This window comes from Mesorhizobium sp. M1338 (genome assembly GCF_040318045.1).
Taxonomy (GTDB): Bacteria; Pseudomonadota; Alphaproteobacteria; order Rhizobiales; family Rhizobiaceae; genus Mesorhizobium.
Window position 1 is genome coordinate 56,913 of record NZ_JAMYLL010000022.1, and the last position, 21,488, is coordinate 78,400.

Consider the following 21,488-nt stretch of genomic DNA (forward strand, 5'->3'; position numbering starts at 1 on the left):
AAACTCTTGCCGATGCGCCGTCCGTCGGCCGCCCCCTTTACCGGCCATTAACCCTAACAGGATGATAACGGACCTCGATCCCTAGAGTTGCTGCGACGTTGCGGCGACCAGTCGAAGGTACCTATCCGGTCATGAAAAGCACTGCTTCCCTCTTTCGTGCGCTGCTTGCCGTATCGATGCTCGCCGGCTGTTCCAGCTACCGGCCGACGCCGGCAGCTTTCCATGAGGTGCTCGATCAGCCCTATCGTCTTGGCGCCGGCGACCGCGTCCGCGTCACCGTGTTCGAGCAGGATGGCCTGACCAACACCTACAGCGTCGACCAATCCGGCTACCTCTCCTTCCCGCTTGTCGGCGCCATACCGGCGCGCGGCCACACCGCACAGCAGATGGAAAAGCAAATCGCCGACAAATTGCGGCAAGGCTATCTGCGCGATCCAGACGTTTCGGTCGAGATCGACCGCTATCGGCCGATCTTCGTCATGGGCGAAGTGGGTGCGGCCGGCCAATATTCCTATGTTCCCGGCCTGACGGTGCAGAAGGCCATCGCCATTGCCGGTGGTTTCTCGCCGCGTGCCAATCAGGAAAGCGTCGACATCACCCGCGACATCAACGGCAAGGTGATGACCGGCCGCGTGGTCACCTCGGACCCGCTGCTGCCCGGCGATACCGTCTACGTCCGCGAACGCCTGTTCTGACGAACCACGTGGCGGACACACTCAGGATCGTCCACTGCTTTCGCTCACCCGTCGGGGGAATATTCCGGCATGTGCGCGACCTGACCGAGGCGCAGGTCGCCGCCGGGCATTCCGTCGGCATCGTTTGCGATTCGACGACGGGCGGCGCGTTCGAGGAGCGTCTGTTCGAGCAGATGAAGGACATGCTGGCGCTCGGCATCCACCGCACGCCGATGCAGCGCCATGTCGGCCCGGGCGACCTTGCCTCGGCCTGGCGCACTTACAGGATCATCAAGGAATTGCGGCCGGACGTATTGCACGGGCACGGCGCCAAGGGTGGCGCCTATGCCCGTCTGTTCGGCTCATTGTTGCGGGTATCAAGGTCTCGCGTAGCCCGCCTTTATTCGCCGCATGGCGGCTCTCTCCACTATGACGAGAACACGACCACCGGAAAGCTGTTCTTCGCGCTCGAGCGCTTCATGGCTCGCTTCACCGACTGCCTGCTGTTTGTCTCCGACTATGAACGGCAAACCTACCGCAGGAAGGTCGGCGAACCGCCCATTCCCAACACCCTGGTCTATAACGGCCTGCGCGCCACCGAATTCGAGCCGGTGATCGCCGAGACGGACGCAGCCGATCTGCTCTATATCGGCATGATGCGCGACCTGAAGGGGCCGGACATCTTCATCGATGCACTGGCGCTGGCCGGCCCCCAGTTCGGCCGCGCGCTGACCGCGGTCATGGTCGGCGACGGCGACGACCTGCCGCGTTACCACGTGCGAGTGAAACGCCTCGGGCTCGAGCGCCATGTCCGCTTCCTGCCGCCGATGCCGGCCAGGGAGGCCTTTGCACTGGCGGCGCTCGTCATCGTTCCCTCGCGCGCCGAAGCCATGCCCTATATCGTCCTGGAAACGCTAGCCGCGGGAAAGCCGATGATCGCCACCGCGGTCGGTGGCATTCCGGAGATATTCGGCACCGGTTCCCCTGCCCTGATCCGGCCCGACCCGGTCGAGCTTGCCGACAAGATGAGCCAGGCGCTGACCGACCCAGTTGCCTATAGCGACCTGATGCCCGATGGCGCCGACCTCAAGGCGCGCTTCGGCGCCGATGTGATGGCCGCCAACATCGAGAAGGCCTACTTCGCCGCGCTAGACAGATAGCCGCAAGGTCAAGCCGTTTCAAAGCCACGGGTTGTTTCAAGGGTTTCTTAGCTCTCTTTTGCTATTCACCGAAGGGAAGCTTGCGGAAAGCCCCCATGAACGAGATCGACCCAGCGCGCCGCTTTTCAGCAGAGGCGGTGCGTAAATTCGACGGCCCGGCCGATGGCGACATGCCAAGCGGCATGAACGATGTCGCCCGCCAGGTCGCCACGCAGTACAGGCGCGATACCATGTCGCCGATCATGGTCAGCGGCGTCCTGCGCATGGTCGAATTCGGCTTGCTGCTGCTGTCCGGGCTCGCCGTCTATTTCCATTATGTCGGGTTCTTCAACTATCTCGCCTGGCAGTATCCGCTGACGATCGCCGCCGCGTCGTTCCTTGCCGTGGTGCTGCTCGACGTCACCGACTGTTACCAGATCGTCGCCCTGATGCGGCCCATCGCCAATTTCGGCCGCGTGCTGCTGGCCTGGGCTGGTGCCTTCGCGCTGATGGCGTTGACCGCGTTCGCCATGAAGATGTCGCAGGACTATTCGCGCCTTCTGTTCGGCACCTGGTTCGTCATCGGTTTCGTTCTCATCTTCGGCCTCAGGCTGGTGATGTCGAAGCTGATCCGGCGCTGGGCGCGCGATGGCCGCATGGAGCGGCGCGCCGTCATCGTCGGCGGCGGCAAGGCGGCGGAAATCCTCATCCGCTCCGTCGAAAAGCAGCCGTACAACGACATCCGCATCTGCGGCATCTTCGACGATCGCGGCGACAAGCGCTCGCCGCCCATCGTCGCCGGCTATCCCAAGCTCGGCACCATTTCGGAACTGATCGAGTTCGCACGCATCGCCCGCATCGACATGCTGATCGTGTCGCTGCCGCTGACGGCCGAATCGCGTGTGTTGCAGTTACTGAAAAAACTGTGGGTGCTGCCGGTCGACATCCGGCTGTCGGCGCATTCCAACGCACTGCAGTTTCGCCCGCGCGCCTATTCCTACATCGGCTCGGTGCCGATGCTCGATATCTTCGACAAGCCGATCAACGACTGGGATTCGGTCGCCAAGCGCGCCTTCGACATCGTCTTCAGCCTCATCGGCATCGTCGTGTTCTCGCCGGTGATGCTGGCGACCGCCATCGCCATCAAGCTCGACAGCAAGGGGCCGGTGCTGTTCCATCAGAAGCGGCACGGCTTCAACAACGAGACCATCGAGGTCTACAAGTTCCGTTCGATGTATACGGACAAGGCCGACCCGACCGCCAAGCAGACGGTGACCAAGAACGACCCGCGCGTCACCCGCGTCGGCCGCTTCATCCGCAAGACCTCGATCGACGAGCTGCCGCAGTTCTTCAACTCGCTGCTGGGTTCGCTGTCGCTGGTCGGCCCGCGCCCGCATGCCATCGCCGCGCAGTCACACAACCTGCTCTACAACGAGGTGGTCGACGGCTATTTCGCACGCCACAAGGTCAAGCCCGGCGTCACCGGCTGGGCGCAGATCAATGGCTGGCGCGGCGAGATGGACACCAACGAGAAGATCCGCATGCGGACGGAGTACGACCTCTACTACATCGAGAACTGGTCGCTGCTGTTCGACTTGCGCATCCTGTTCCTGACGCCGATCCGGCTGCTCAACACGGAAAACGCCTATTGAGCGCGATCAGCCATGATTTGCCGCGCGCGGCGGTCAACGCCAAGCTGATCGCGCTGATTTCCTCATGCGCGGTCTTCCTCGGCATTCTGCTGTCCGGCTTCGTCATCAGCGAGCCGGCGCCCTATGAACTCTACATGGCCGGGCTGATCGCCATCTGGGCGCTTTTCGGCTTGAGGATTTCCCGCGCGGCCACGCCACTTCTGGTGCTGCTGGTGACGATGAACATCGGCGGCATGATCTCCATGACGCAGATGGCGGACCTCGCCAATACGCCGCTCTATCTCGCCGTATCGCTGTTTCTCGCCTTCAGCGCGGTGTTCTTCGCATCGATCACCGCTGTGCGGCCGAGCCTCTACCGATTGATCTTCATTGCCTACGTGGCTTCTGCCGTGGCGACCTCGCTGCTTGGCATTGCAGGCTATTTCCACGCCTTTCCGGGCGCGGAGATGTTCACCAAATACGACCGTGCCGCTGGCGCCTTCCAGGACCCGAACGTGTTCGGCCCGTTCCTGGTGCTGCCCGGCATCTATCTGCTCTACCTGCTCCTGACCGGGCCTGTCTCGCGCATGCCGCTGCTGGCGGTGCCGCTGCTGATCATCACCGCCGGCATCTTCTTCTCCTTCTCGCGCGGCGCCTGGGGCATGTTCGCCGTCTCGGCTGTCCTGCTCACCGGCTGCCTGTTCCTGCAGAGCGCCAGCGGCATGTTCCGGCTACGCGTGGTGGTGATGACGATCGCCGCGCTGGCGCTGCTGGTCGTCGCCATGATCGTCATCCTGCAGCTGCCCGGCGTGTCGGAGATGTTCTCCAACCGTGCCCATCTCGAGCAGAGCTACGACACCGCCCGCCTGGGACGCTTCGCCCGCTACGCTATCGGCTTCCAGATGGCGATGGAGCATCCGTTCGGCATCGGCCCGCTGGTGTTCGGCACGATATTCGGCGAAGACACCCACGACATCTGGCTGAAGATGCTGATGGACTATGGCTGGCTCGGCTTCGTGTCGTTCCTCGCGCTCGTCGCCTGGACGATAGCAGCCGGCTTCCGCATCCTGCTCCGCGACCGGCCGTGGCAGCCCTATCTGTTGTGCGCCTATGTCGCCTTCATCGGCAATGTCGGGCTCGGCACCTTCATCGACATCGACCACTGGCGCCACGTCTACCTGCTGCTCGGACTGATCTGGGGCGCGATTGCACTGGAGTATAGGCACCAGCGGCTGTTGCGGCCTGCCTCGCAGCGCTCATCCGCACCCGCAATCGCAGTGGGATAAAAGTCGCCGAATTCGGTTGACCCGAGCGGGGTTATCACGATACATCGCGACCGGTCCGGAGTGTAGCGCAGCCCGGTAGCGCACTTGACTGGGGGTCAAGGGGTCGTCGGTTCGAATCCGGCCACTCCGACCATTTCAAAGCAAAGCCTTACCCCCGAGGGCTTTATACTTTCTGCCTGCTAATTTCGAATTGGGTAGCGCCAATGGCAACGGCTCTTGTTACCAGCGTGACCGGCCGAGCGTATGGATAAGACGCGCGGCTAGGAAGGCGGACCTTTAATACAGATTCATGTGCTCGAGGAAGAATGCGCGCAGCTGGCTTTCTCCGCTCGAGCCGGGTTTAAAATTGTCGGTATTGAAATAGTCCCAATCCACAGGAACCATGTTGAAATACCGCCCAAATGCGCTCGATGGCGCAAACTGGCCAGGCGCGGTGATTTGGCGATAAATCTTTCCGAATATGGAGGCCAAGGCTCTATATCCGTTCGTCCGAGGCAATATGTTTCCAACACCAAGGCGCCCCACGCAAGCGGCCAGCGCTCCTGTACGGCGAGGAAATATTGCTCGTAGATTTTCCCGATTGAAATATCGTTGTCGTCCAAAAAAAGGTTGCGAAATACCAACCTATCCAATTCCTTAGCACTGGGACGCTGCAGTTTCTGATTCCGCAGAAGGGCATCCCGATCAACTTTCGGGTCGTCGCTGATATAGCGAAGGAGCCCATCAACGAACGTGGCTTGGGTTATCGTTTCTGTCCCAACACGGCCTTCCGTTGCGACCCCCAAGCGTTTAATTCGATCTTTGAAGGGACTGCCGTCAGTTCGATCTAGCGCCACGGCGACGTTGTGGCATGTTTTGTACGGGCTCCTAGCCTTTGCCAAGTCAAACAAATCAATTGCAAGACTGCGATTGACCTTTGTTTGTTCCAAGTTCACCGTGGCAAAAACATAGGCTTGGTCCGCGATGTCGCTTCCGATAAAAATCGAAGCGATCACGTCGAAATTCTTCTGCTTAGAAGTCTCAAGGCCAGCGATACGATGCTGACCGTCAATAACTCGACATAAATTTGAAAAGATCGTACTCGGCTTAGTATCACCCCTCCTCGTATTGGAAAAAACGATCTCCGACGTTTTTTCGTCGTACCAAGCAAAGTCGCTTGCTACAGATATTATGATTGACGAGGGGAAAGTCGCATCCAAGAAATTTACGTACTCGTTGAGTTCCTGAACCCGCCTCTCGTTCAGCGGCCTTTGAATACCCAAGTATTTTTCGACGTCGCGCTCGGACTGCAGACGGCGCCTGACATCAAAATAGGTCATCCTTTGGATGGAAGCTTGGTCGATGCTCGCAACGTATATGTCACCAATCGGCTGTCGGACGCACACTGCCTTGAACCGCTTTTCCAACACCTTGGTATCGACATGAGCGTCCAAGCCTTCAACCATGAGTTTTACCAAATTGTTTGACAAAATCCTCAGTGTCGAGCCGCATAACGCCGGCCGCACCTGATTCAAGAGAGTTGCGGATTAGCGTAACAGAGAGCCAGATGGCAATCGAACATAGCGTAACCACCAAGGACATATACCAAAGAATATCTTTGGATATTATTGCAAAACTGAAAGGAACCGCCTGTCTTCCGATGATGCAAGCTGATATTAAACATATGGCGAATGTTGTGATAGATAGTAGGTTTCTCCATGGGAACGATCGACTGAACCCGTCATCCCTTTTGTCATACTCTCTAGTTATCAAGTAGAATAGAGGACCAATTGTTACCGCCGATATAAGCAATGCCTCTCCGGAATAGAGATACGATCCGAGTTGGACAAAAATACTTTTTCCTTCGAGCATTTTTAACATTGTGGTTAGCCATACAGGCATTAGCGCGAATACGGCGAGGAAGCCAAGCTCTGAGAATGCATCCTTTGAGTGTAGCGCGGCAAACTTAACCCACGATGGAATGCCCATCATGCTACTCCCATGGCGTCAAAAGAGGTCATCAGCAACTCGCTTGTGCTTACGCGCCCTTTGTTCGAACCCGAAATGACGCTCGCTCGGTGAATTGGCAGCGATTCCATGACCCCTTCGTACAACGATCTAATAGAAGGATGATCGGCGTTCGTGAGGGCGACATAAACACCTCGATGTATCGCGCGTTGGATGGCACTTTTCAGCCTTAGCTGATCATCCCACGAAAAGATTTTTTCATTGTACTTCACGAACCCGTTGGTGTTGTGTGCAACGGTGTAGGGCGGATCCACAAAAAGAAAATCACCATTGTCAGCTCGATCGACAGTTTCCTCGAAATCACAGCATCGAATGCTCGCACCGCTTAAGAGCGAGCTTGCTAATTCGAAATTGTCATTTTCGAATATGATCTGTGATTTTGTCCCGATTGGGACATTGAACCGCCCGGCGAGATTTTCTCTATAGAGCCCATTCCAACAAGCGCGATTCAGATACAAGAATCGCGATGCATTTAAAATCGGATCGCTCTCATTGTGATCTCGTTGAAAGTAATAGTAGTCTTTCGAGTGTTTTTGCTGGTGGCGCTGAAGCGCGGCCCATACTCCACTCCAGTCTGACTGTATGGCGCGATAGACTTCAATTAGCCGAGAATTGAGGTCTGATAAGATCGCGTTGGCTGGGCAATGGCTAAAATAAATTGCCCCCCCACCGAGGAAGGGCTCAAGGTACCGACCAGGGTAGTTTGGAATGTTAAATAGCGGGTGGTCCGCAAGCCATCGCTTACCGCCCGCCCACTTCAAAAATGGTTTTGACTTCGCCAGATCCCCCATGGCGAGACCATTATCTTGTGATCTTCGACAGTCAAGCGTTTCTACAGTTACATTCAGATGATCTGGGCGCGAGTGCAGCTTTTTTATTTCAAGCGTGCCGATCGAGAGAGCGCCTGAATATTTGACCACCGGTCAAAGGGGTCGCCGACCCCAATCCAGCCACTCGGACAAGAACAGGGAATCTCGGATCGCGACGAGATTAAATCGCGCCGCCTACCGTCGAACCTATGCAGTCTCCCTGCTACCCCTGACAGACATCCACCCACTCAGCGCCGGTAATCTCTACCAAGCGCTGCGGTACAATCCGCACGGCGGCGTTGGTGGCGCCTGCCGCCGGCACCACCTCTTCGAACTCCCGCAGCGATACATCGCAATAGACCGGCAGCGGCGCCGGGAGGCCGAACGGGCAGACGCCGCCGACCGGGTGGCTCGTCGCCTCGACAACTTCCGCGGCGTCGAGCATGCGCGGCTTGCCGCCGAACTGGTCCTTGAATTTGCGGTTGTCCAGCCTGGCGATGCCGCTGGTCACCACCAGCATGGTGCGGTCGCCGACGCGCAGGCAGATCGTTTTGGCGATCTGTGCCGGCAGGACGCCATGCGCCTCAGCCGCCAGGGTCACCGTCGCCGAGCTCGCTTCGGTGACGATGACATCGATGCCAGGTGCGTGAGCGGCGAAGAAGGCACGAACGGATTCCAGGCTCATCGTCAAAACCCATGGTTCAAAACTTGATGGACGGCATCGCGTATAAACACGCGCGACACACAAATCGGCAAGCCCCAGGCCGAGGCAGGGAGACGGCGGCACCCGACAAAAACAAACCCGCCAAGGATGCCTTGGCGGGTTGTCGGGCATGCCTGAGGGCTGATCTATGTCAGGGGTCGACCTTGCGCCGGCGTCGGCACGGCCGGGGTGATCAGGGCCTCCTGCGGAAGTCGAAGCGCGGACACAATACGACGCAGCTTCGACGGATCGGTCACCCTGCCGTTCTCGATATCCTCAATCTCGTCGACCGCCAGACCGCATGTCAGGGAAAGCTTTTCCACGCTGTAGCCGCGGGTCTCCCGCATCGCTCTGAGGGTGCTGTGGTCAGGCCCGTTCCCGTTGGCTGCCGGTTCGGAGAGGGCTTCGCTTTTTGCATTATGGGGCATTGGCAACTCCATGACTGAAAGAGTTTGATCAAATGTGGAGTGCTGCCTGAGACGATCGGGAACATGCCCGCTCGCCGGCGATTTGCCAAGAGCCAAACCGACCGTCACGGGATCGTGAACCAGGCGCCTGTGAGGCCGTCTCACGCAGATCGGCTCCATCAAGTTCTTTTGAACACCCGAGCACCTTTTTGCTCAGTGGTTTCGTCAGGGATGCATCCGAATGACCGGGCCTACGCCTCAGCGCCGGCTGAACAGCAGGCTGGCAACGAGACCGATCACCACAAGGCCGACCGCGGCCGCCGCCGGATGGTCGCGGGCCGACTTCTCGATCACCCTGCCCTGTTTGCGGATCGCCGGCATGGCATCGCGCAGACGCCCCGCAAGATCGGAATAGGTATCGAGCGCGGCATCGCGACCATCTTCGTAGTAATCGCCGCCTCGCCTGGCCACGGCCTTCTTCAGGCTGGCCAATTCCCTGGTGAGAGCCGCGACCTGCCTGTCGAGATCGATGTCCGAGAGGGTCGAAAATGATGCCATGATGTGTTTCCTTCACGTGCAGAAGGAAAGGTAACGCCTTACCGGAAGACGGGTTCCGGTTTTTGAAATATCGATGTCGCTTCGGGCAGCGGTCAGCGCACCTGGTCGAGCAGACGCTTGCATTCCAGGAGGTCGAACAGCGCCTCCTGGAGCAGCGCACGATTGTCGCGCGAGAGTTTCGACGCGTCCGGCTGCACCGGACCGTCCTCGTCGCTCTTGCCCAAGCCGAAAAAGCGGCGACTGGGTTTGACGCGCGGCTGGCCAACCAGTTCGTCGTCCATGCCGCGCGGCTGGGCCGCGGGCGTCAACGGCACTTGATCGGCCTGCTTTCGCTGCGAGATCGCCTCGACGGCGGCCATGTCACCATTGCCGATGGCGACCAGGAAATGATTTCCGTTCTCGCGCAACAGCTTCTGCACGCCCTTGATGGTGTAGCCCTGGTCGTAGAGCATGTGGCGGATGCCCTTGATCAGCTCGACATCCTGCGGCCTGTAGTAACGACGGCCGCCGCCGCGCTTCATCGGCTTGATCTGGGTGAAACGCGTTTCCCAGAAGCGCAGCACATGCTGCGGCAAATCGAGATCTTCAGCGACCTCGCTGATGGTACGAAAGGCGTCCGGGCTCTTGTCCATGGGCGAATCCTCACGCTGGACGATGATCCGGCTTACCCTGCCGAATCGGGTCTTATTTCAGCGGTTTATGAAGCAATATTCAAGCCCGACGTCATGGCGGCGGCGGTTTTCAACCGCGCAATGGTCACTTGCCGCTTTTGGCCTTGCCGCTTTGGTGGGAGCGCAAGATACGGTTCTTCAGGACATTCGACGACTTGAAGGTCATCACCCGGCGCGGCAGGATCGGCACTTCTTCACCGGTCTTGGGGTTGCGGCCGATGCGCTCGTTCTTGGAGCGGACGTGGAATGTCGCGAAGGACGACAGCTTCACCGTTTCGCCACGGACGATCGCTTCGCAGATTTCGTCCAGCACCGCTTCGACGAGTTCGGCCGATTCAGTGCGCGACAGGCCGACCTTCCGGTAAACCGCCTCGGCAAGGTCGGCGCGCGTAAGTGTCTTTCCCCCCATCCGACCGTCCCATCAGCTCAAAACATAAAATTCGGCACAACAACGGCAGAGCCTAAGTAATTGATCCGGCAAGGTCAAGGACCGAAACCGGACCGTTTGGCACTTACCAGCGAACCAGGACCGCGCCCCAGGTGAAGCCGCCACCCATGGCCTCCAGAAGCACGAGATCGCCCTTCTTGATGCGGCCGTCGGCGACGGCCACCGAAAGTGCCAACGGCACGGAAGCCGCCGAGGTGTTACCGTGTAAATCGACCGTAACCACCACCTTTTGCTCAGCTATCCCGAGTTTCTTGGCGGAAGCGTCAATAATTCGTTTATTGGCCTGGTGCGGCACGAACCAGTCGAGATCATCGGCTGATATGCCGGCTTGCGAGAACGTCGCTTCGATGACATCGGTGATCATGCCCACCGCATGCTTGAAGACTTCGCGGCCCTCCATTCGGAGGTGGCCGACGGTGCCCGTGGTCGATGGCCCGCCGTCGACGAAAAGCTTGTCCTTGTGCGCTCCGTCGGAGCGCAGGCTGGCCGCCAGGACGCCACGGTCGGCGATCGTGCCAGTCCCCTCGCCGGCTTCCATGACCACGGCACCGGCGCCATCGCCAAACAGCACGCAGGTCGAGCGGTCGCTCCAGTCGAGGATGCGCGAGAATGTTTCCGAGCCGATGACCAGGACGCGCTTGGCCAGGCCGCCGCGGATGTAGAGGTCGGCCGTGGCCACGGCGTAGACGAAGCCCGAGCAGACCGCCTGCAGGTCGAAGGCAAACCCGTGATGCATGCCGAGCCGGTTCTGGATCTCGACGGCGGTGGCCGGGAATGTGTTGTTGGGCGTGGAGGTCGCCAGCACGATCAGATCGAGGTCGGCGGGCGTGAGACCCGCATCGGCAAGTGCTGCGCGCGCCGCCGCCTCACCGAGCGAAGCCGTCGTCTCGTCATCCCCGGCGATATGGCGCTGGCGAATACCGGTGCGCTGGGCGATCCACTCGTCGGAGGTCTCGACCATGCCTTCAAAATCGGCATTCTTCATGATTCGGCGGGGCAGCGCGGCGCCTGTGCCGCGCACGACTGATCTGATCAAAGTTCTTTCCTATTCCTTTGCGTCGGTAACGACGTCGGATTTCCTGTTTGCCTGGGCATGCGGGTTGCGCGCATGGAACAGGTCGAGGTCGGCCTCGATGCGGTCGAGCAGATTGTTGCGCACCATATCATAACCAAGCTCGATCGCCGCGGCGAAGCCGTCCGAATCGGCACCTCCATGGCTTTTCACCACGATGCCGTTCAGTCCCAGGAAGACGCCGCCATTGGAGCGGCCGACATCCATCTTTTCGCGCAGGCGATCGAAGGCGCCCTTGGCGAAGATGTAGCCGATCCTGGCCATCAGCGTCCGGCTCATCGCCGCGCGCAGATAGCCACCGATCTGGCGCACCGTGCCTTCCGCCGTCTTCAGCGCGATGTTGCCGGCAAAGCCCTCGGTGACGACAACGTCGACCACGCCCTTGCCGATGTCGTCGCCTTCGACGAAACCGTGATAGTTCATCGAGGCCATGTTGGCTTCGCGCAGCATGCGCCCGGCCTCCTTGACCTCTTCCTGGCCCTTGATCTCCTCGACTCCGACATTGAGCAGGCCGACGCTCGGCCTGGCGACGCCGAAGACCGAGCGCGCCATGCCGGTGCCCAGAATGGCAAAGTCGATCAGTTGGTGCGCATCGGCGCCGATCGTGGCGCCAACGTCCAGCACCACGCTTTCGCCGCGCAATGTCGGCCACAGCGCCGCGATCGCCGGGCGATCGATGGTGGCCATGGTGCGCAGGCAGAATTTCGACATCGCCATCAGCGCGCCGGTGTTGCCGGCGGAAATGCAGGCGTCCGCCGTGCCGGCCTTGACCGCTTCCACCGCCTTCCACATCGACGACTTCCAGCGGCCATGGCGCAGCGCCTGGCTCGGCTTGTCGTCCATCCTGACCGCTACCTCGCAATGGAAGAACTCGCTGATCTCGGCGAGCTTCGGAAATTTGGCGAGTTCCGGGCGCACGACCTCCTCACGGCCGTAGATGACGAAGCGGATGTCGGGACGGCGGGTCGCGACCGTCATGAGCGCCGGAATGACCACGGCTGGTCCGTGATCGCCGCCCATGGCATCGATGGAAATCCTGATCACGCGGTATTTATCTCACGGTTATGCGGGCAGGTCGCTTCAGCGACCGCGAAGGTTCGGCGAAAATAACGGTTTTGGGCTGCCGCACAACCGACTTTTCCGTCGCGGGCGAGCTTTTCAGGATTTTCCCAGCAAGGATCGCAGTTTCTGCTGAAATTCATTCTCCGCTGGTTCGGTCTCGGTGCCGGCATTCAGCGAGGCGCCCTGCTTGCGCGGATAGGGGTCGATGGCCAGTCCGAAGTACTGTTCGGCAAGTGCCCCGACATCGATCGTGTCACCGGAAAATGTTTCGGGACTGTCAGGGCCTTCCGCGTCGAGCAGTATCTCGCCGCCACCATCGAAACCCTGCCGTCCAAGCTTGGAGTCCTCGGGCAGCAACAGCGCTTCGACCGGTTCGTCGATATGCGCTTCGACAGGCTCGAGCGTGACGATACAGGCTTGGGTGATGTTTGCTTCGACGCGACCGCTGATCTTCACGCCATTGCGTTTCCATGACGCCACCAGAAGCTCGGCGCGATAGGATTCGACCGAAATCAGCCCGTGCTCCTCGGCCAGCGCCGCGCGCTGCGCGGCATCGGCCTCGATAACCACCGGCAGACCCTTCTGCGGCACGCGAGTGACGTTTGCGCGGAAGGATACCGGGCTTTGCGGGTCAACGTGCTTCATTGTTCAACCTCCCTTGGGACGGGAAACGCCAGCGCGCCGGCAACAATCGATTCGGATGGTTGCGCGGCCAGTTGATTGCAAGCGTCGGTGACATACGCGGCCAGCAGCGACGCTTCCGGCCAGGCGCCGGCGTCGGGCCGGACATTGCGGGCAAGGGCCGCGGTGAGCCCTTCGCGGTCATTTCTTTCCAGCGCATCATCATAGGCGGCGGTTCGTCCATAAAACATCCTTGCCAACTTTTTCATGCGTTTGGGTACGCCGACATCGCCAACGCCCAATTCCCGCAGCGAATGATCGACGTCGAGGAAGAACTCGTCGATCAGCACTTGAGCAACCTCTTGCGCCACGCCGTCCTCACCACGCAACCGGTGCTGGAACAGGAACATGTGCAGCGACAGCATCTCGAAACGGCCAAGCGGCGTGTCTGGCACATTCCAATGGGAATAAAACACGGTCTGCCGCGCCGCCGCCACGATTTGTGCGTAAAGCGCCTCGGTGATAGCGCGGTTGGCGTGGCGTTCGCGGCCAAAAAAGCGCTGGAACATTGGGGATGGTCTCCTGGGGACCGTTTGTTGAAGTGGCCTTGTTGCATCGGCAAGCAAGCTGGTTTACCGGTTTCGCGGCCCAGCGCAAGTTGCGGCCAGCTAATGGAGTTGTTGTTGCGCGCGCTGAATTTCAAGTCGACCTTCTCGTCCAGGCCCGCCGGCGCGATCTCGCTGCTGGTTATCATTTCGGCGCTATCCGCCTGCCACACCAACAAGATGATCGGTGACCTCAGCCCGAGCGAGACGCTGACGCAAGGGTACGTCATCGACCAGCAGGCAATCGATTCGGTGCCCGTCGGCTCCAGCCGCGAGCAGGTGCTGCTGGCGCTCGGCACGCCGTCGACGACGGCGACCTTCGACAATGAGGCGTTCTACTACATTTCGCAGACGCGCAAGCGCTACGTCGCCTTCGACAAGCCGAGGCTCATCGACCAGAAGGTGCTGGCGGTCTATTTCGGCGCGGACGGGCGCGTCACCCAGATCGCCAATTACGGGCTGAAGGACGGCAAGATGTTCGACTTCGTCTCGCGCACCACCCCGACCGGCGGCAAGGATCAGAACTTCCTCAGCCAGATCATCAACGGCGCCAGCAAGCTGGCCCCCGGCATTCCCGGCGGCGGCACTCCCTGATCTCAGACCGCCTTCCCTCGAGGAGGGCAGCATCATCTCAGTCGACCAAAAAACCCGCGGGAGCGATCCCGCGGGTTTTATTCGACCAATGCTCCTCGATCAGCCGTGCGCGAGCACGGCCAGCAGCAAGAGCGCGACAATGTTGGTGATCTTGATCGCCGGGTTGACGGCCGGGCCGGCGGTGTCCTTGTAGGGATCGCCGACCGTGTCGCCGGTCACCGAAGCCTTGTGCGCTTCGGAACCCTTGAGGTGCTTGACGCCGTCCTTGTCGACGAAGCCGTCCTCGAAGGACTTCTTGGCGTTGTCCCAGGCGCCACCACCCGAAGTCATCGAGATGGCGACGAACAGGCCGTTGACGATGACGCCGAGCAGCGAGGCGCCCAGCGCTGCAAAGGCGGATGCCTTCGAGCCCGAGATCAGCAGCACGCCGAAGTAGACGACGAGCGGCGCCAGCACCGGCAGCAGAGACGGGATGATCATTTCCCGGATCGCCGCCTTGGTCAGCAGATCGACCGCGCGGGCGTAGTTCGGCTTGGAGGTACCGGCCATGATGCCCGGATCCTCGCGGAACTGCTTGCGCACCTCCTCGACGATGGCGCCGGCCGCGCGGCCGACGGCCGTCATGGCGATGCCGCCGAACAGATACGGGATCAGGCCGCCGAAGATCAGGCCGGCGACGACGTAGGGGTTGGAGAGATCGAAGGAGATCTCGCCCATGCCTTGGAAGTAGGGATATTTGTCGCCATTGGCGGCAAAGAACTTCAGGTCGTTCGAGTAGGCGGCAAACAGCACCAGTGCGCCGAGGCCGGCCGAACCGATGGCGTAGCCCTTGGTCACCGCCTTGGTGGTGTTGCCGACCGCGTCGAGCGCGTCGGTGGAGTGGCGCACTTCCTTGGGCAGGCCGGCCATTTCGGCGATACCGCCGGCATTGTCGGTGACCGGGCCGAAGGCGTCGAGCGCAACGATCATGCCGGCAAGGCCGAGCATCGTCGTGACCGCGATCGCCGTGCCGAAGAGGCCGGCGAGCTGATAGGTCGAGATGATGCCGCCGACGATGACGATCGCCGGAAGTGCCGTCGATTCCAGTGAGACCGCAAGGCCCTGGATGACGTTGGTGCCGTGACCGGTGACCGACGCCTGGGCGATGGAGTTCACCGGGCGCTTGTTGGTGCCGGTGTAGTACTCGGTGATCACGACGATGAGACCGGTCACCACGAGGCCGATCAGGCCGCAGAAGAACAGGTTCTTGCCGGTGATGACCATGCCGGAAACGGTGCCGATCTCGCCCCAGCCAAGACATACGGAGGTAGCGACGCCGAGACCGACGACGGACAACAGGCCGGTGACGATCAGGCCCTTGTAGAGCGCGCCCATGATCGAGCCGTTCGAGCCGAGCTTGACGAAGAAGGTGCCGACGATCGAGGTCAGGATGCAGGCGCCGCAAATGGCGAGCGGATAGAGCATCGCCGCGCCGAGAACGGCGGTGCCGCCGAAGAAGATGGCAGCGAGAACCATGGTGGCGACGACCGTCACCGCATAGGTTTCGAACAGGTCGGCGGCCATGCCGGCGCAGTCGCCGACATTGTCGCCGACATTGTCGGCGATGGTGGCCGGGTTGCGCGGATCATCTTCCGGGATACCGGCTTCGACCTTGCCGACGAGATCGCCGCCGACGTCGGCGCCCTTGGTGAAGATACCGCCGCCGAGACGGGCGAAGATCGAGATCAGCGATGCGCCGAAGCCGAGCGAGACCAGCGAATCGATGACGATGCGGTCATTGGGCTGAAGGCCCAAGAAGTGGGTCAGGACAAGGTAGTAGATCGACACGCCGAGCAAGGCCAGGCCAGCAACCAGCATGCCGGTGATGGCGCCCGACTTGAAAGCGATGTCGAGGCCGGCAGCGAGGCTGTTTGATGCGGCCTGCGCCGTGCGAACGTTGGCGCGAACGGAGACATGCATGCCGATGAAGCCGGCGGAGCCCGAAAGCACCGCGCCGATCAGGAAGCCGACCGCGGCGGTGATGGACAGCAACCACCAGGCGAGCACGAGGACGACGACGCCAACGATGGCGATGGTGGTGTACTGACGCGCCAAATAGGCTTGTGCGCCTTCGCGGATGGCCGCGGAGATTTCCTGCATGCGTGCATTGCCCTGATCGGCCGCGAGGACCGAACGTGTCGCCCAGATGGCGTAAAGGATTGAAAGCAGGCCGCAGGCGATGACGGCGGAAATAATTGTCATTGCCGGATTTTCCTCGATTGATGGCCCAAAAGAACCCCTCCCTGGGCCGTTGAGACAAAGACCGGATTCCGAGCACGGAATCCGCCTCCTCGCAGCGGTGTATGCGAAACAGGGCTGCGAACGTCAAGATATTGTTCGGTTTTTGCCCGGCTTTCGCCTAAAAGTGGAAAGCGGCGGCATTCCCATCGGCGTCGTTGTTGAATTAGATCGATTGAATGAGGACGATTTCGTCTGGTTGCCGGCGACAAGGAAGGACGCTCGGGCTGATCCAAACCCACGCCGCGGAGTAAGGCCGCACGATCCCCTGCTTTGCAAATGCTCATCGCGAGCATATCTTCTGGACCAAGACAGGAGTTGATCGATGAAATTCAAAGCTATTGTCCACGAAGCCGAAGAGGGTGGATTCTGGGCCGAAGTCCCCGCCATTCCAGGGTGCGCGACGCAGGGAGAAACCCTGGACGAGCTGTTGGCAAATCTGCGCGAAGCCATCGAGGGCTGTCTTTCAGTCGACCTTCCGTCGTCGTCGACTTCGAAACCCGGCAGGATCGTGGAAGTCGCTGTTTGAAGTCCATCTCCGGCAAGGAACTCTCGCGGGTAGTCGAGCGACGCGGTTGGGAGCTCCTGCGCGTCGCCGGAAGCCATCATATCTACGGAAAGCAGGGAAGCGTTGTACGTCTCTCGATTCCGATACATGCAAATAAGCCGCTCAAGACTGGCCTCTTGCGCCATCTTCTAAAGGTGGCGGAAGTTGGCGAAGATGAAATCTGAACTCGATTACTCGGTCTCCCGGCCCATGCGGCGCGCCGTGTAGCGCTCGATCGTCGACAGGCCGTCATAGATCAGCACGGCAAGGGCCGCCACGATCAGTCCGCCCTGCAGGACGAAGGCGAGGTTGTTGGACAAGAGCCCGGCGATGATCACTTCGCCGAGCGTCCTGGCGGCCACCGTCGAGCCGATGGTGGCCGTGGCGAGGCTGATCACCACCGACAGCCTGATGCCGCCCAGGATAATCGGGGCGCTGAGCGGCAGCTCGACCTTGGTGAGCCTTTGCCAGCCGGTCATGCCGGCGCCGCGCGCCGCCTCGACCACATTGGCCGGCAGCGTCGTCAGGCCGGTCAGTGCATTTTCGAAGATCGGCAGCAGCCCGTAGAGAAACAGCGCGATCAGCGTCGGCTTCTCGCCAAAGCCGACAGCCGGCACGGCGAGTGCCAGGACCGCCACAGGCGGAAAGGTCTGGCCGATATTGACCAGGCTGCGCGACAGCGGCAGGAACTCGGCGCCGGCCGGCCTGGTGACCAGGATGGCAAGCGCCACAGCGACGATGGTCGCGGCCACGGTGGCGATCAGGACAGTGCGCAAATGCAGCAATGTCAGGGTCAGCAGGCTGCCCTGGTTGTAGATCACCGGCGAATTGTTCTCTGTCAGCGGCTTCAGCAGCGGCTCGAACCAGCCGGGATTGGTGACGAAGGCAACGAGCAGCATCACCAAGGCAAGCCTGAGCAGCGATGGAAGCCAGGCCTTCATGCCGGCCTCGCCGCGCGTTTCACCAGACCGTCGACCGTGACGCGGCCAAGCGGCTTGCCGTCGGCGCCTGTGACCGGCAGCGCCGGCCGGCCCGACCACAACAATTCAGCCAGTGCATCGCGCTGGCTGGCATCGCCGGGGATCGCTTCGCCTTCGGCGGTGCCCTTCTCCACGACGTCGCGCACGCGGCCGAGCGAAAGCAACCGGAATGGCCTCTCGCTGGCGCCGACCAGGGTTTCGACGAAGGCGCTTGCCGGCTTCGCCAGGATCTCGGCGGGCTTGGCGTATTGCACAAGCTTGCCGGCATCCATCACGGCGATCTTGTCGCCCATATGCACGGCCTCTTCCATGTCGTGGGTAACGAGGATGATGGTGGTGCCGAAGCGCTGCTGGATCGCCAGCAGATCTTCCTGCGCCTTGGTGCGGATGATCGGATCGAGCGCGCCGAACGGCTCGTCCATCAACAGCACGTTGGGCTCGGCGGCGAGCGCGCGGGCAACGCCGACGCGCTGCTGCTGACCGCCGGACAGTTCGTGCGGGTAGCGCGGTCCGAAGGCTTCGGGATCGAGCTGGTAAAGTGTCATCAGTTCGTCGACGCGGGCCTTGATGCGGTCCTTGTCCCAGCCGAGCAGCACCGGCACGGTGGCAATGTTCTGCGCCACCGTGCGATGCGGAAACAAGCCGTGGCCCTGGATGGCGTAGCCGATGCTGCGGCGCAGTTCGTAGCCGGGCAGCGAACGATTGTCGGCGCCGTCGAGCTTGATGATGCCCGAGGTCGGCTCGACCAGCCGGTTGATCATGCGCAGCAGCGTCGTCTTGCCGGAACCGGAGGTGCCGACGATAACGGCGATGGTGCGAGGCTCGATGACCATCGAGACATCATCGACCACCGTCGTCGCGTCATAGCGCTTGGTAATGCCTTCGATCTCGATCATGCCGTTTCAACCCTGCGCTTGGTGGCAGTCATTTCGATCACCGCGTCGAGGATGATGGCGGCGGCGAAGGCCAGTGCCACCGTCGGCACGGCGCCGAGCAACACAAGGTCCATCGCCGTCTGGCCGACGCCCTGGAAGACGAACACGCCAAAACCGCCGCCGCCGATGAGCGCGGCAATGGTGGCGAGGCCGATGTTCTGCACCAGAACGATACGGATGCCGGTGAGGATGACAGGAAAAGCCAGCGGAAACTCGACGCCGAACAGGCGCTGTCGGTCGGTCATGCCCATACCGCGCGCCGCGTCGTTGGCGGCCCGCGGCACGCCAGCGAGACCGACCACGGTGTTGGCCACAACCGGCAGCAGCGAGTAAAGGAACAGCGCGACGAAGGCGGGCGCCGTGCCGATGCCGCGAATGCCGAGCGCGGCAGCTCCCGGCACATGCGTGGCAACCCAGCCGAGCGGCGCGATCAGCAGGCCGAACAGCGCGATCGAGGGAATGGTCTGGATGATGTTGAGCACGTTGAGCACGCCGGCGCGCAGCCTTTCGACGCGATGGCAGAGGATGCCGAGCGGCAGACCGACGATCACCGCGGCAAGCAGTGAACCGAGCGCCAGCGTCACGTGCTTGGAGCCTTCGGCCCAGAAACTGTCGGCACGGTTGGTGTATTCCTTGAGGATCGACAGATTGTCCCAGCTTCCCGAAATCAACAGCAGCCCGATCGCCAAAGCCGCGACCACGAGCGCGCCTACCCTCGCCCAAGGCGACAGGGTCAGCCGTGTCAGCACGTCGGCGAGCAAAAGCGTGAAAGCAAAGATAAGAATCCAGAAACCGGAGGCCGGCGAAATTCTTGCAAAGGTGTTGCCCGCCGGCGTGAGAAATGTGCCGGCAACGCCGATCAGCAGCACGAGCGCGGCAAGCGTCACCGCGCTGGCGGCAAGGCGCAACACGAGCAGTGTCTTGAACAGCGCAACAAGTCCCGCGGCGACAATGATGGCGAGCAGCAGCGTCCCGGTCGTTGCCGGCAACGCCTCGAGAATTGAGCGCGCCTCGCCGGGGACGATGCGGTTGGCGCGGAACGTGGCAAAGGGCGCGGCAAAAGCCGCGTAGGCTGATATCGCGGCAATGACCACGCCGAGCTTGTCGAAGCGAACGGTCATGGTTGCCCCTCATGACGGGCGATTTGCCACGTCGCGCAGCTTTCTTTGGGGATTGGCGAAAACCGACGCGATATCCAATCTCCCCCCTTGCGGGGGAGATGGCCGGCAGGCCAGAGGGGGGTGTGAAGGATCGCCAACTTTCGAGCGTCGGCTTGTTCGGAAGCAACTCTGTCGAGGCACGCACTTGTGACGGGTTGAGAGGTCGGCGGGACAGCACCCCCCTCTGTCCTGCCGGACATCTCCCCCGCAAGGAGGGAGATCAGCAGCTTCCAGAGGGGGGTGCCTCGCACCAATGTCACGATGAGCTACGCGCTGACTACTTCAAAAACCCGTTCTTCTTCAGGAAGTCTTCGGCGACGCCCTTGACCGGCTCGCCGCCGACTTGCACGCGCCCGTTCAGCTCCTGCAGCGTGACGAGGTCGAGCTTGGCGAAGACAGGCTTCAGCAGCGTCTCGATCTGGGGATGTTCCTTCAGCACCGCTTCTCGGATGATCGGCGCCGGCTGGTAGACCGGTTGTACGCCCTTGTCATCGTCGAGCACGACAAGCCCGGACGGCGCGATGCCGCCATCGGTGCCGTAGACCATGGCTGCGTTGGCGCCGCTGGTCTGGTTGGCGGCGGCGGCGATGGTCGCCGCGGTGTCGCCGCCGGAGAGCGTGATCAACTGGTCCGGCTTCAATGTGAAGCCATAGGTGGTCTGGAACGCTGGAAGTGCGGCCGCCGAATTGACGAACTCGGCGGAAGCCGCCAGCACCACCTGGCCGCCGCCCGCGACATATTTGCCGAAGTCTGAAAGCGTGGCGAGCTTGTTGGTCTCGGCGACTTCCTTGCGCAGCGCGATCGCCCAAGTGTTGTTGGCGGGCGACGGCGACAGCCAGACGATCTTGTTGGCGTCGTAGTCGAGCTTCTTGGCCGTCTCATAGGCCTTGGCGGCATCTTTCCAAACCGGGTCGTCGGCCTTCTCGAAGAAGAAGGCAGCGTTGCCGGTGTATTCGGGATAGATATCGATCTCACCAGCGATGATCGCCTTGCGCACCACCGGCGTGCCGCCGAGCTGGATGCGGTCTGATGTCTTGATGTTGTTGGCGTTGAGCACCAGCTGGATGATGTTGCCGAGCACGCCGCCCTCGGTGTCGATCTTCGAGGAGACAACCACCTGGGCACTGGCGGAAGCCACTGTTACGCCGAGCGCCAATGCCGCGCCGGCCAGAAGCTTGACTGAGAACATTGTGAAATCCCTTGCTGTGAACCGGAATGCGGTGGCCGCATATGAGCATGGCTTCGACGGCCCGTCGGGGCATACGGTTTCATAAGAATGGGGATCAGCGCAATAATTTTGTT

24 protein-coding genes and 1 tRNA gene are annotated in these 21,488 nt (G+C 61.1%); 8 read left to right on the forward strand and 17 right to left on the reverse strand.

Going from position 1 to position 21,488, the window contains the following annotated elements; genetic code table 11:
- Nucleotides 1–131 precede the first annotated feature (131 nt).
- The 5 genes from NKH19_RS19620 to NKH19_RS19640 all read left to right on the forward strand — a co-directional run bounded on the left by NKH19_RS19620 (nt 132) and on the right by NKH19_RS19640 (nt 4,863).
- On the forward strand, nt 132–695 hold the full coding sequence (locus NKH19_RS19620) for a polysaccharide biosynthesis/export family protein (RefSeq protein WP_352870552.1): 564 nt from the start codon (nt 132–134) through the stop codon (nt 693–695).
- An 8-nt stretch (nt 696–703) separates the two neighbouring features.
- Nucleotides 704–1,834: a glycosyltransferase family 4 protein gene (locus tag NKH19_RS19625; protein ID WP_352870551.1), complete on the forward strand. Its 1,131-nt coding sequence runs from the start codon at nt 704–706 to the stop codon at nt 1,832–1,834.
- A gap of 95 nt (nt 1,835–1,929) precedes the next feature.
- A complete protein-coding gene (locus NKH19_RS19630) occupies nt 1,930–3,465 on the forward strand; it encodes an undecaprenyl-phosphate glucose phosphotransferase (protein WP_352870550.1) in 1,536 nt (511 codons plus the stop codon).
- Nucleotides 3,462–4,730, forward strand: coding sequence for an O-antigen ligase family protein (locus tag NKH19_RS19635; protein WP_352870549.1), 1,269 nt, complete (start codon nt 3,462–3,464; stop codon nt 4,728–4,730). The genes NKH19_RS19630 and NKH19_RS19635 overlap by 4 nt, the downstream gene beginning before the upstream one ends.
- Nucleotides 4,731–4,786: 56 nt before the next feature.
- Nucleotides 4,787–4,863 (forward strand) — tRNA-Pro (locus NKH19_RS19640).
- Nucleotides 4,864–5,017: 154 nt separating this feature from the next.
- Here the strand turns inward: NKH19_RS19640 and NKH19_RS19645 are convergent.
- From NKH19_RS19645 to NKH19_RS19700, 12 genes are all read right to left on the reverse strand, one after another.
- Complete coding sequence (locus NKH19_RS19645; protein WP_352982661.1) at nt 5,018–6,175, reverse strand: DGQHR domain-containing protein; 1,158 nt, start codon at nt 6,173–6,175, stop codon at nt 5,018–5,020.
- On the reverse strand, nt 6,168–6,701 hold the full coding sequence (locus NKH19_RS19650; protein ID WP_352870547.1) for a hypothetical protein: 534 nt from the start codon (nt 6,699–6,701) through the stop codon (nt 6,168–6,170). The genes NKH19_RS19645 and NKH19_RS19650 overlap by 8 nt, the downstream gene beginning before the upstream one ends.
- Nucleotides 6,698–7,657, reverse strand: a complete 960-nt coding sequence (locus NKH19_RS19655; protein WP_352870546.1) for a DNA adenine methylase — start codon at nt 7,655–7,657, stop codon at nt 6,698–6,700. Before NKH19_RS19655 ends, NKH19_RS19650 begins: the two co-directional genes overlap by 4 nt.
- A gap of 112 nt (nt 7,658–7,769) precedes the next feature.
- Nucleotides 7,770–8,231 (reverse strand): YbaK/EbsC family protein, encoded by a 462-nt coding sequence (locus NKH19_RS19660; protein ID WP_352870545.1) that lies wholly within the window; start codon nt 8,229–8,231, stop codon nt 7,770–7,772.
- A 164-nt stretch (nt 8,232–8,395) separates the two neighbouring features.
- On the reverse strand, nt 8,396–8,677 hold the full coding sequence (locus NKH19_RS19665) for a helix-turn-helix domain-containing protein (protein WP_352870544.1): 282 nt from the start codon (nt 8,675–8,677) through the stop codon (nt 8,396–8,398).
- Between the two features lie 237 nt (nt 8,678–8,914).
- A complete protein-coding gene (locus NKH19_RS19670; RefSeq protein ID WP_352870543.1) occupies nt 8,915–9,214 on the reverse strand; it encodes a hypothetical protein in 300 nt (99 codons plus the stop codon).
- Nucleotides 9,215–9,306: 92 nt separating this feature from the next.
- On the reverse strand, nt 9,307–9,846 hold the full coding sequence (locus NKH19_RS19675; RefSeq protein WP_352870542.1) for a MerR family transcriptional regulator: 540 nt from the start codon (nt 9,844–9,846) through the stop codon (nt 9,307–9,309).
- A gap of 124 nt (nt 9,847–9,970) precedes the next feature.
- On the reverse strand, nt 9,971–10,294 hold the full coding sequence (locus NKH19_RS19680; RefSeq protein WP_023759885.1) for an integration host factor subunit alpha: 324 nt from the start codon (nt 10,292–10,294) through the stop codon (nt 9,971–9,973).
- Nucleotides 10,295–10,397: 103 nt separating this feature from the next.
- Nucleotides 10,398–11,369, reverse strand: a complete 972-nt coding sequence (locus tag NKH19_RS19685) for a beta-ketoacyl-ACP synthase III (RefSeq protein WP_352982664.1) — start codon at nt 11,367–11,369, stop codon at nt 10,398–10,400.
- Between the two features lie 9 nt (nt 11,370–11,378).
- Nucleotides 11,379–12,449, reverse strand: coding sequence for a phosphate acyltransferase PlsX (gene plsX, locus NKH19_RS19690; protein ID WP_352870540.1), 1,071 nt, complete (start codon nt 12,447–12,449; stop codon nt 11,379–11,381).
- 114 nt (nt 12,450–12,563) lie between these two features.
- Complete coding sequence (locus tag NKH19_RS19695) at nt 12,564–13,112, reverse strand: YceD family protein (RefSeq protein ID WP_352870539.1); 549 nt, start codon at nt 13,110–13,112, stop codon at nt 12,564–12,566.
- Complete coding sequence (locus tag NKH19_RS19700; RefSeq protein ID WP_352870538.1) at nt 13,109–13,657, reverse strand: ubiquinol-cytochrome C chaperone family protein; 549 nt, start codon at nt 13,655–13,657, stop codon at nt 13,109–13,111. Before NKH19_RS19700 ends, NKH19_RS19695 begins: the two co-directional genes overlap by 4 nt.
- A gap of 114 nt (nt 13,658–13,771) precedes the next feature.
- Here NKH19_RS19700 and NKH19_RS19705 point away from each other — a divergent pair, with 114 nt between their 5' ends.
- Nucleotides 13,772–14,287, forward strand: a complete 516-nt coding sequence (locus tag NKH19_RS19705) for an outer membrane protein assembly factor BamE (RefSeq protein WP_352870537.1) — start codon at nt 13,772–13,774, stop codon at nt 14,285–14,287.
- 99 nt (nt 14,288–14,386) lie between these two features.
- On the opposite strand, the gene NKH19_RS19710 is transcribed toward NKH19_RS19705, so the two are convergent.
- Nucleotides 14,387–16,528 carry a sodium-translocating pyrophosphatase gene (locus tag NKH19_RS19710; protein WP_352870536.1) on the reverse strand — a complete coding sequence of 714 codons (2,142 nt, stop codon included), beginning with the start codon at nt 16,526–16,528 and terminating at the stop codon, nt 14,387–14,389.
- 361 nt (nt 16,529–16,889) lie between these two features.
- Here NKH19_RS19710 and NKH19_RS19715 point away from each other — a divergent pair, with 361 nt between their 5' ends.
- Nucleotides 16,890–17,093, forward strand: a complete 204-nt coding sequence (locus NKH19_RS19715) for a type II toxin-antitoxin system HicB family antitoxin (RefSeq protein ID WP_352870535.1) — start codon at nt 16,890–16,892, stop codon at nt 17,091–17,093.
- Nucleotides 17,090–17,296 (forward strand): type II toxin-antitoxin system HicA family toxin, encoded by a 207-nt coding sequence (locus NKH19_RS19720; RefSeq protein ID WP_352870534.1) that lies wholly within the window; start codon nt 17,090–17,092, stop codon nt 17,294–17,296. Before NKH19_RS19715 ends, NKH19_RS19720 begins: the two co-directional genes overlap by 4 nt.
- 6 nt (nt 17,297–17,302) lie before the next feature.
- On the opposite strand, the gene NKH19_RS19725 is transcribed toward NKH19_RS19720, so the two are convergent.
- From NKH19_RS19725 to osmF, 4 genes are all read right to left on the reverse strand, one after another.
- Nucleotides 17,303–18,052: an ABC transporter permease gene (locus NKH19_RS19725; protein ID WP_352870533.1), complete on the reverse strand. Its 750-nt coding sequence runs from the start codon at nt 18,050–18,052 to the stop codon at nt 17,303–17,305.
- A complete protein-coding gene (locus tag NKH19_RS19730; RefSeq protein WP_352870532.1) occupies nt 18,049–18,987 on the reverse strand; it encodes an ABC transporter ATP-binding protein in 939 nt (312 codons plus the stop codon). Before NKH19_RS19730 ends, NKH19_RS19725 begins: the two co-directional genes overlap by 4 nt.
- Nucleotides 18,984–20,147, reverse strand: a complete 1,164-nt coding sequence (locus NKH19_RS19735) for an ABC transporter permease (protein WP_352870531.1) — start codon at nt 20,145–20,147, stop codon at nt 18,984–18,986. Before NKH19_RS19735 ends, NKH19_RS19730 begins: the two co-directional genes overlap by 4 nt.
- A gap of 316 nt (nt 20,148–20,463) precedes the next feature.
- A complete protein-coding gene (gene osmF / locus NKH19_RS19740; RefSeq protein ID WP_352870530.1) occupies nt 20,464–21,375 on the reverse strand; it encodes a glycine betaine ABC transporter substrate-binding protein OsmF in 912 nt (303 codons plus the stop codon).
- Nucleotides 21,376–21,488 lie beyond the last annotated feature (113 nt).

What these genes read in the sequence shown, in the direction of transcription:
- NKH19_RS19695 (WP_352870539.1), bottom strand. Translation starts at nt 13,112, where the DNA reads ATGAAGCACGTTGACCCGCAAAGCCCGGTATCCTTCCGCGCAAACGTC.
- NKH19_RS19645 (WP_352982661.1), bottom strand. Translation starts at nt 6,175, where the DNA reads ATGGTTGAAGGCTTGGACGCTCATGTCGATACCAAGGTGTTGGAAAAG.
- NKH19_RS19730 (WP_352870532.1), bottom strand. Translation starts at nt 18,987, where the DNA reads ATGATCGAGATCGAAGGCATTACCAAGCGCTATGACGCGACGACGGTG.
- NKH19_RS19735 (WP_352870531.1), bottom strand. Translation starts at nt 20,147, where the DNA reads ATGACCGTTCGCTTCGACAAGCTCGGCGTGGTCATTGCCGCGATATCA.
- NKH19_RS19650 (WP_352870547.1), bottom strand. Translation starts at nt 6,701, where the DNA reads ATGATGGGCATTCCATCGTGGGTTAAGTTTGCCGCGCTACACTCAAAG.
- NKH19_RS19675 (WP_352870542.1), bottom strand. Translation starts at nt 9,846, where the DNA reads ATGGACAAGAGCCCGGACGCCTTTCGTACCATCAGCGAGGTCGCTGAA.
- NKH19_RS19665 (WP_352870544.1), bottom strand. Translation starts at nt 8,677, where the DNA reads ATGCCCCATAATGCAAAAAGCGAAGCCCTCTCCGAACCGGCAGCCAAC.
- NKH19_RS19680 (WP_023759885.1), bottom strand. Translation starts at nt 10,294, where the DNA reads ATGGGGGGAAAGACACTTACGCGCGCCGACCTTGCCGAGGCGGTTTAC.
- osmF (WP_352870530.1), bottom strand. Translation starts at nt 21,375, where the DNA reads ATGTTCTCAGTCAAGCTTCTGGCCGGCGCGGCATTGGCGCTCGGCGTA.
- NKH19_RS19725 (WP_352870533.1), bottom strand. Translation starts at nt 18,052, where the DNA reads ATGAAGGCCTGGCTTCCATCGCTGCTCAGGCTTGCCTTGGTGATGCTG.
- NKH19_RS19700 (WP_352870538.1), bottom strand. Translation starts at nt 13,657, where the DNA reads ATGTTCCAGCGCTTTTTTGGCCGCGAACGCCACGCCAACCGCGCTATC.
- NKH19_RS19630 (WP_352870550.1), top strand. Translation starts at nt 1,930, where the DNA reads ATGAACGAGATCGACCCAGCGCGCCGCTTTTCAGCAGAGGCGGTGCGT.
- NKH19_RS19660 (WP_352870545.1), bottom strand. Translation starts at nt 8,231, where the DNA reads ATGAGCCTGGAATCCGTTCGTGCCTTCTTCGCCGCTCACGCACCTGGC.
- NKH19_RS19715 (WP_352870535.1), top strand. Translation starts at nt 16,890, where the DNA reads ATGAAATTCAAAGCTATTGTCCACGAAGCCGAAGAGGGTGGATTCTGG.
- NKH19_RS19710 (WP_352870536.1), bottom strand. Translation starts at nt 16,528, where the DNA reads ATGACAATTATTTCCGCCGTCATCGCCTGCGGCCTGCTTTCAATCCTT.
- NKH19_RS19620 (WP_352870552.1), top strand. Translation starts at nt 132, where the DNA reads ATGAAAAGCACTGCTTCCCTCTTTCGTGCGCTGCTTGCCGTATCGATG.
- NKH19_RS19670 (WP_352870543.1), bottom strand. Translation starts at nt 9,214, where the DNA reads ATGGCATCATTTTCGACCCTCTCGGACATCGATCTCGACAGGCAGGTC.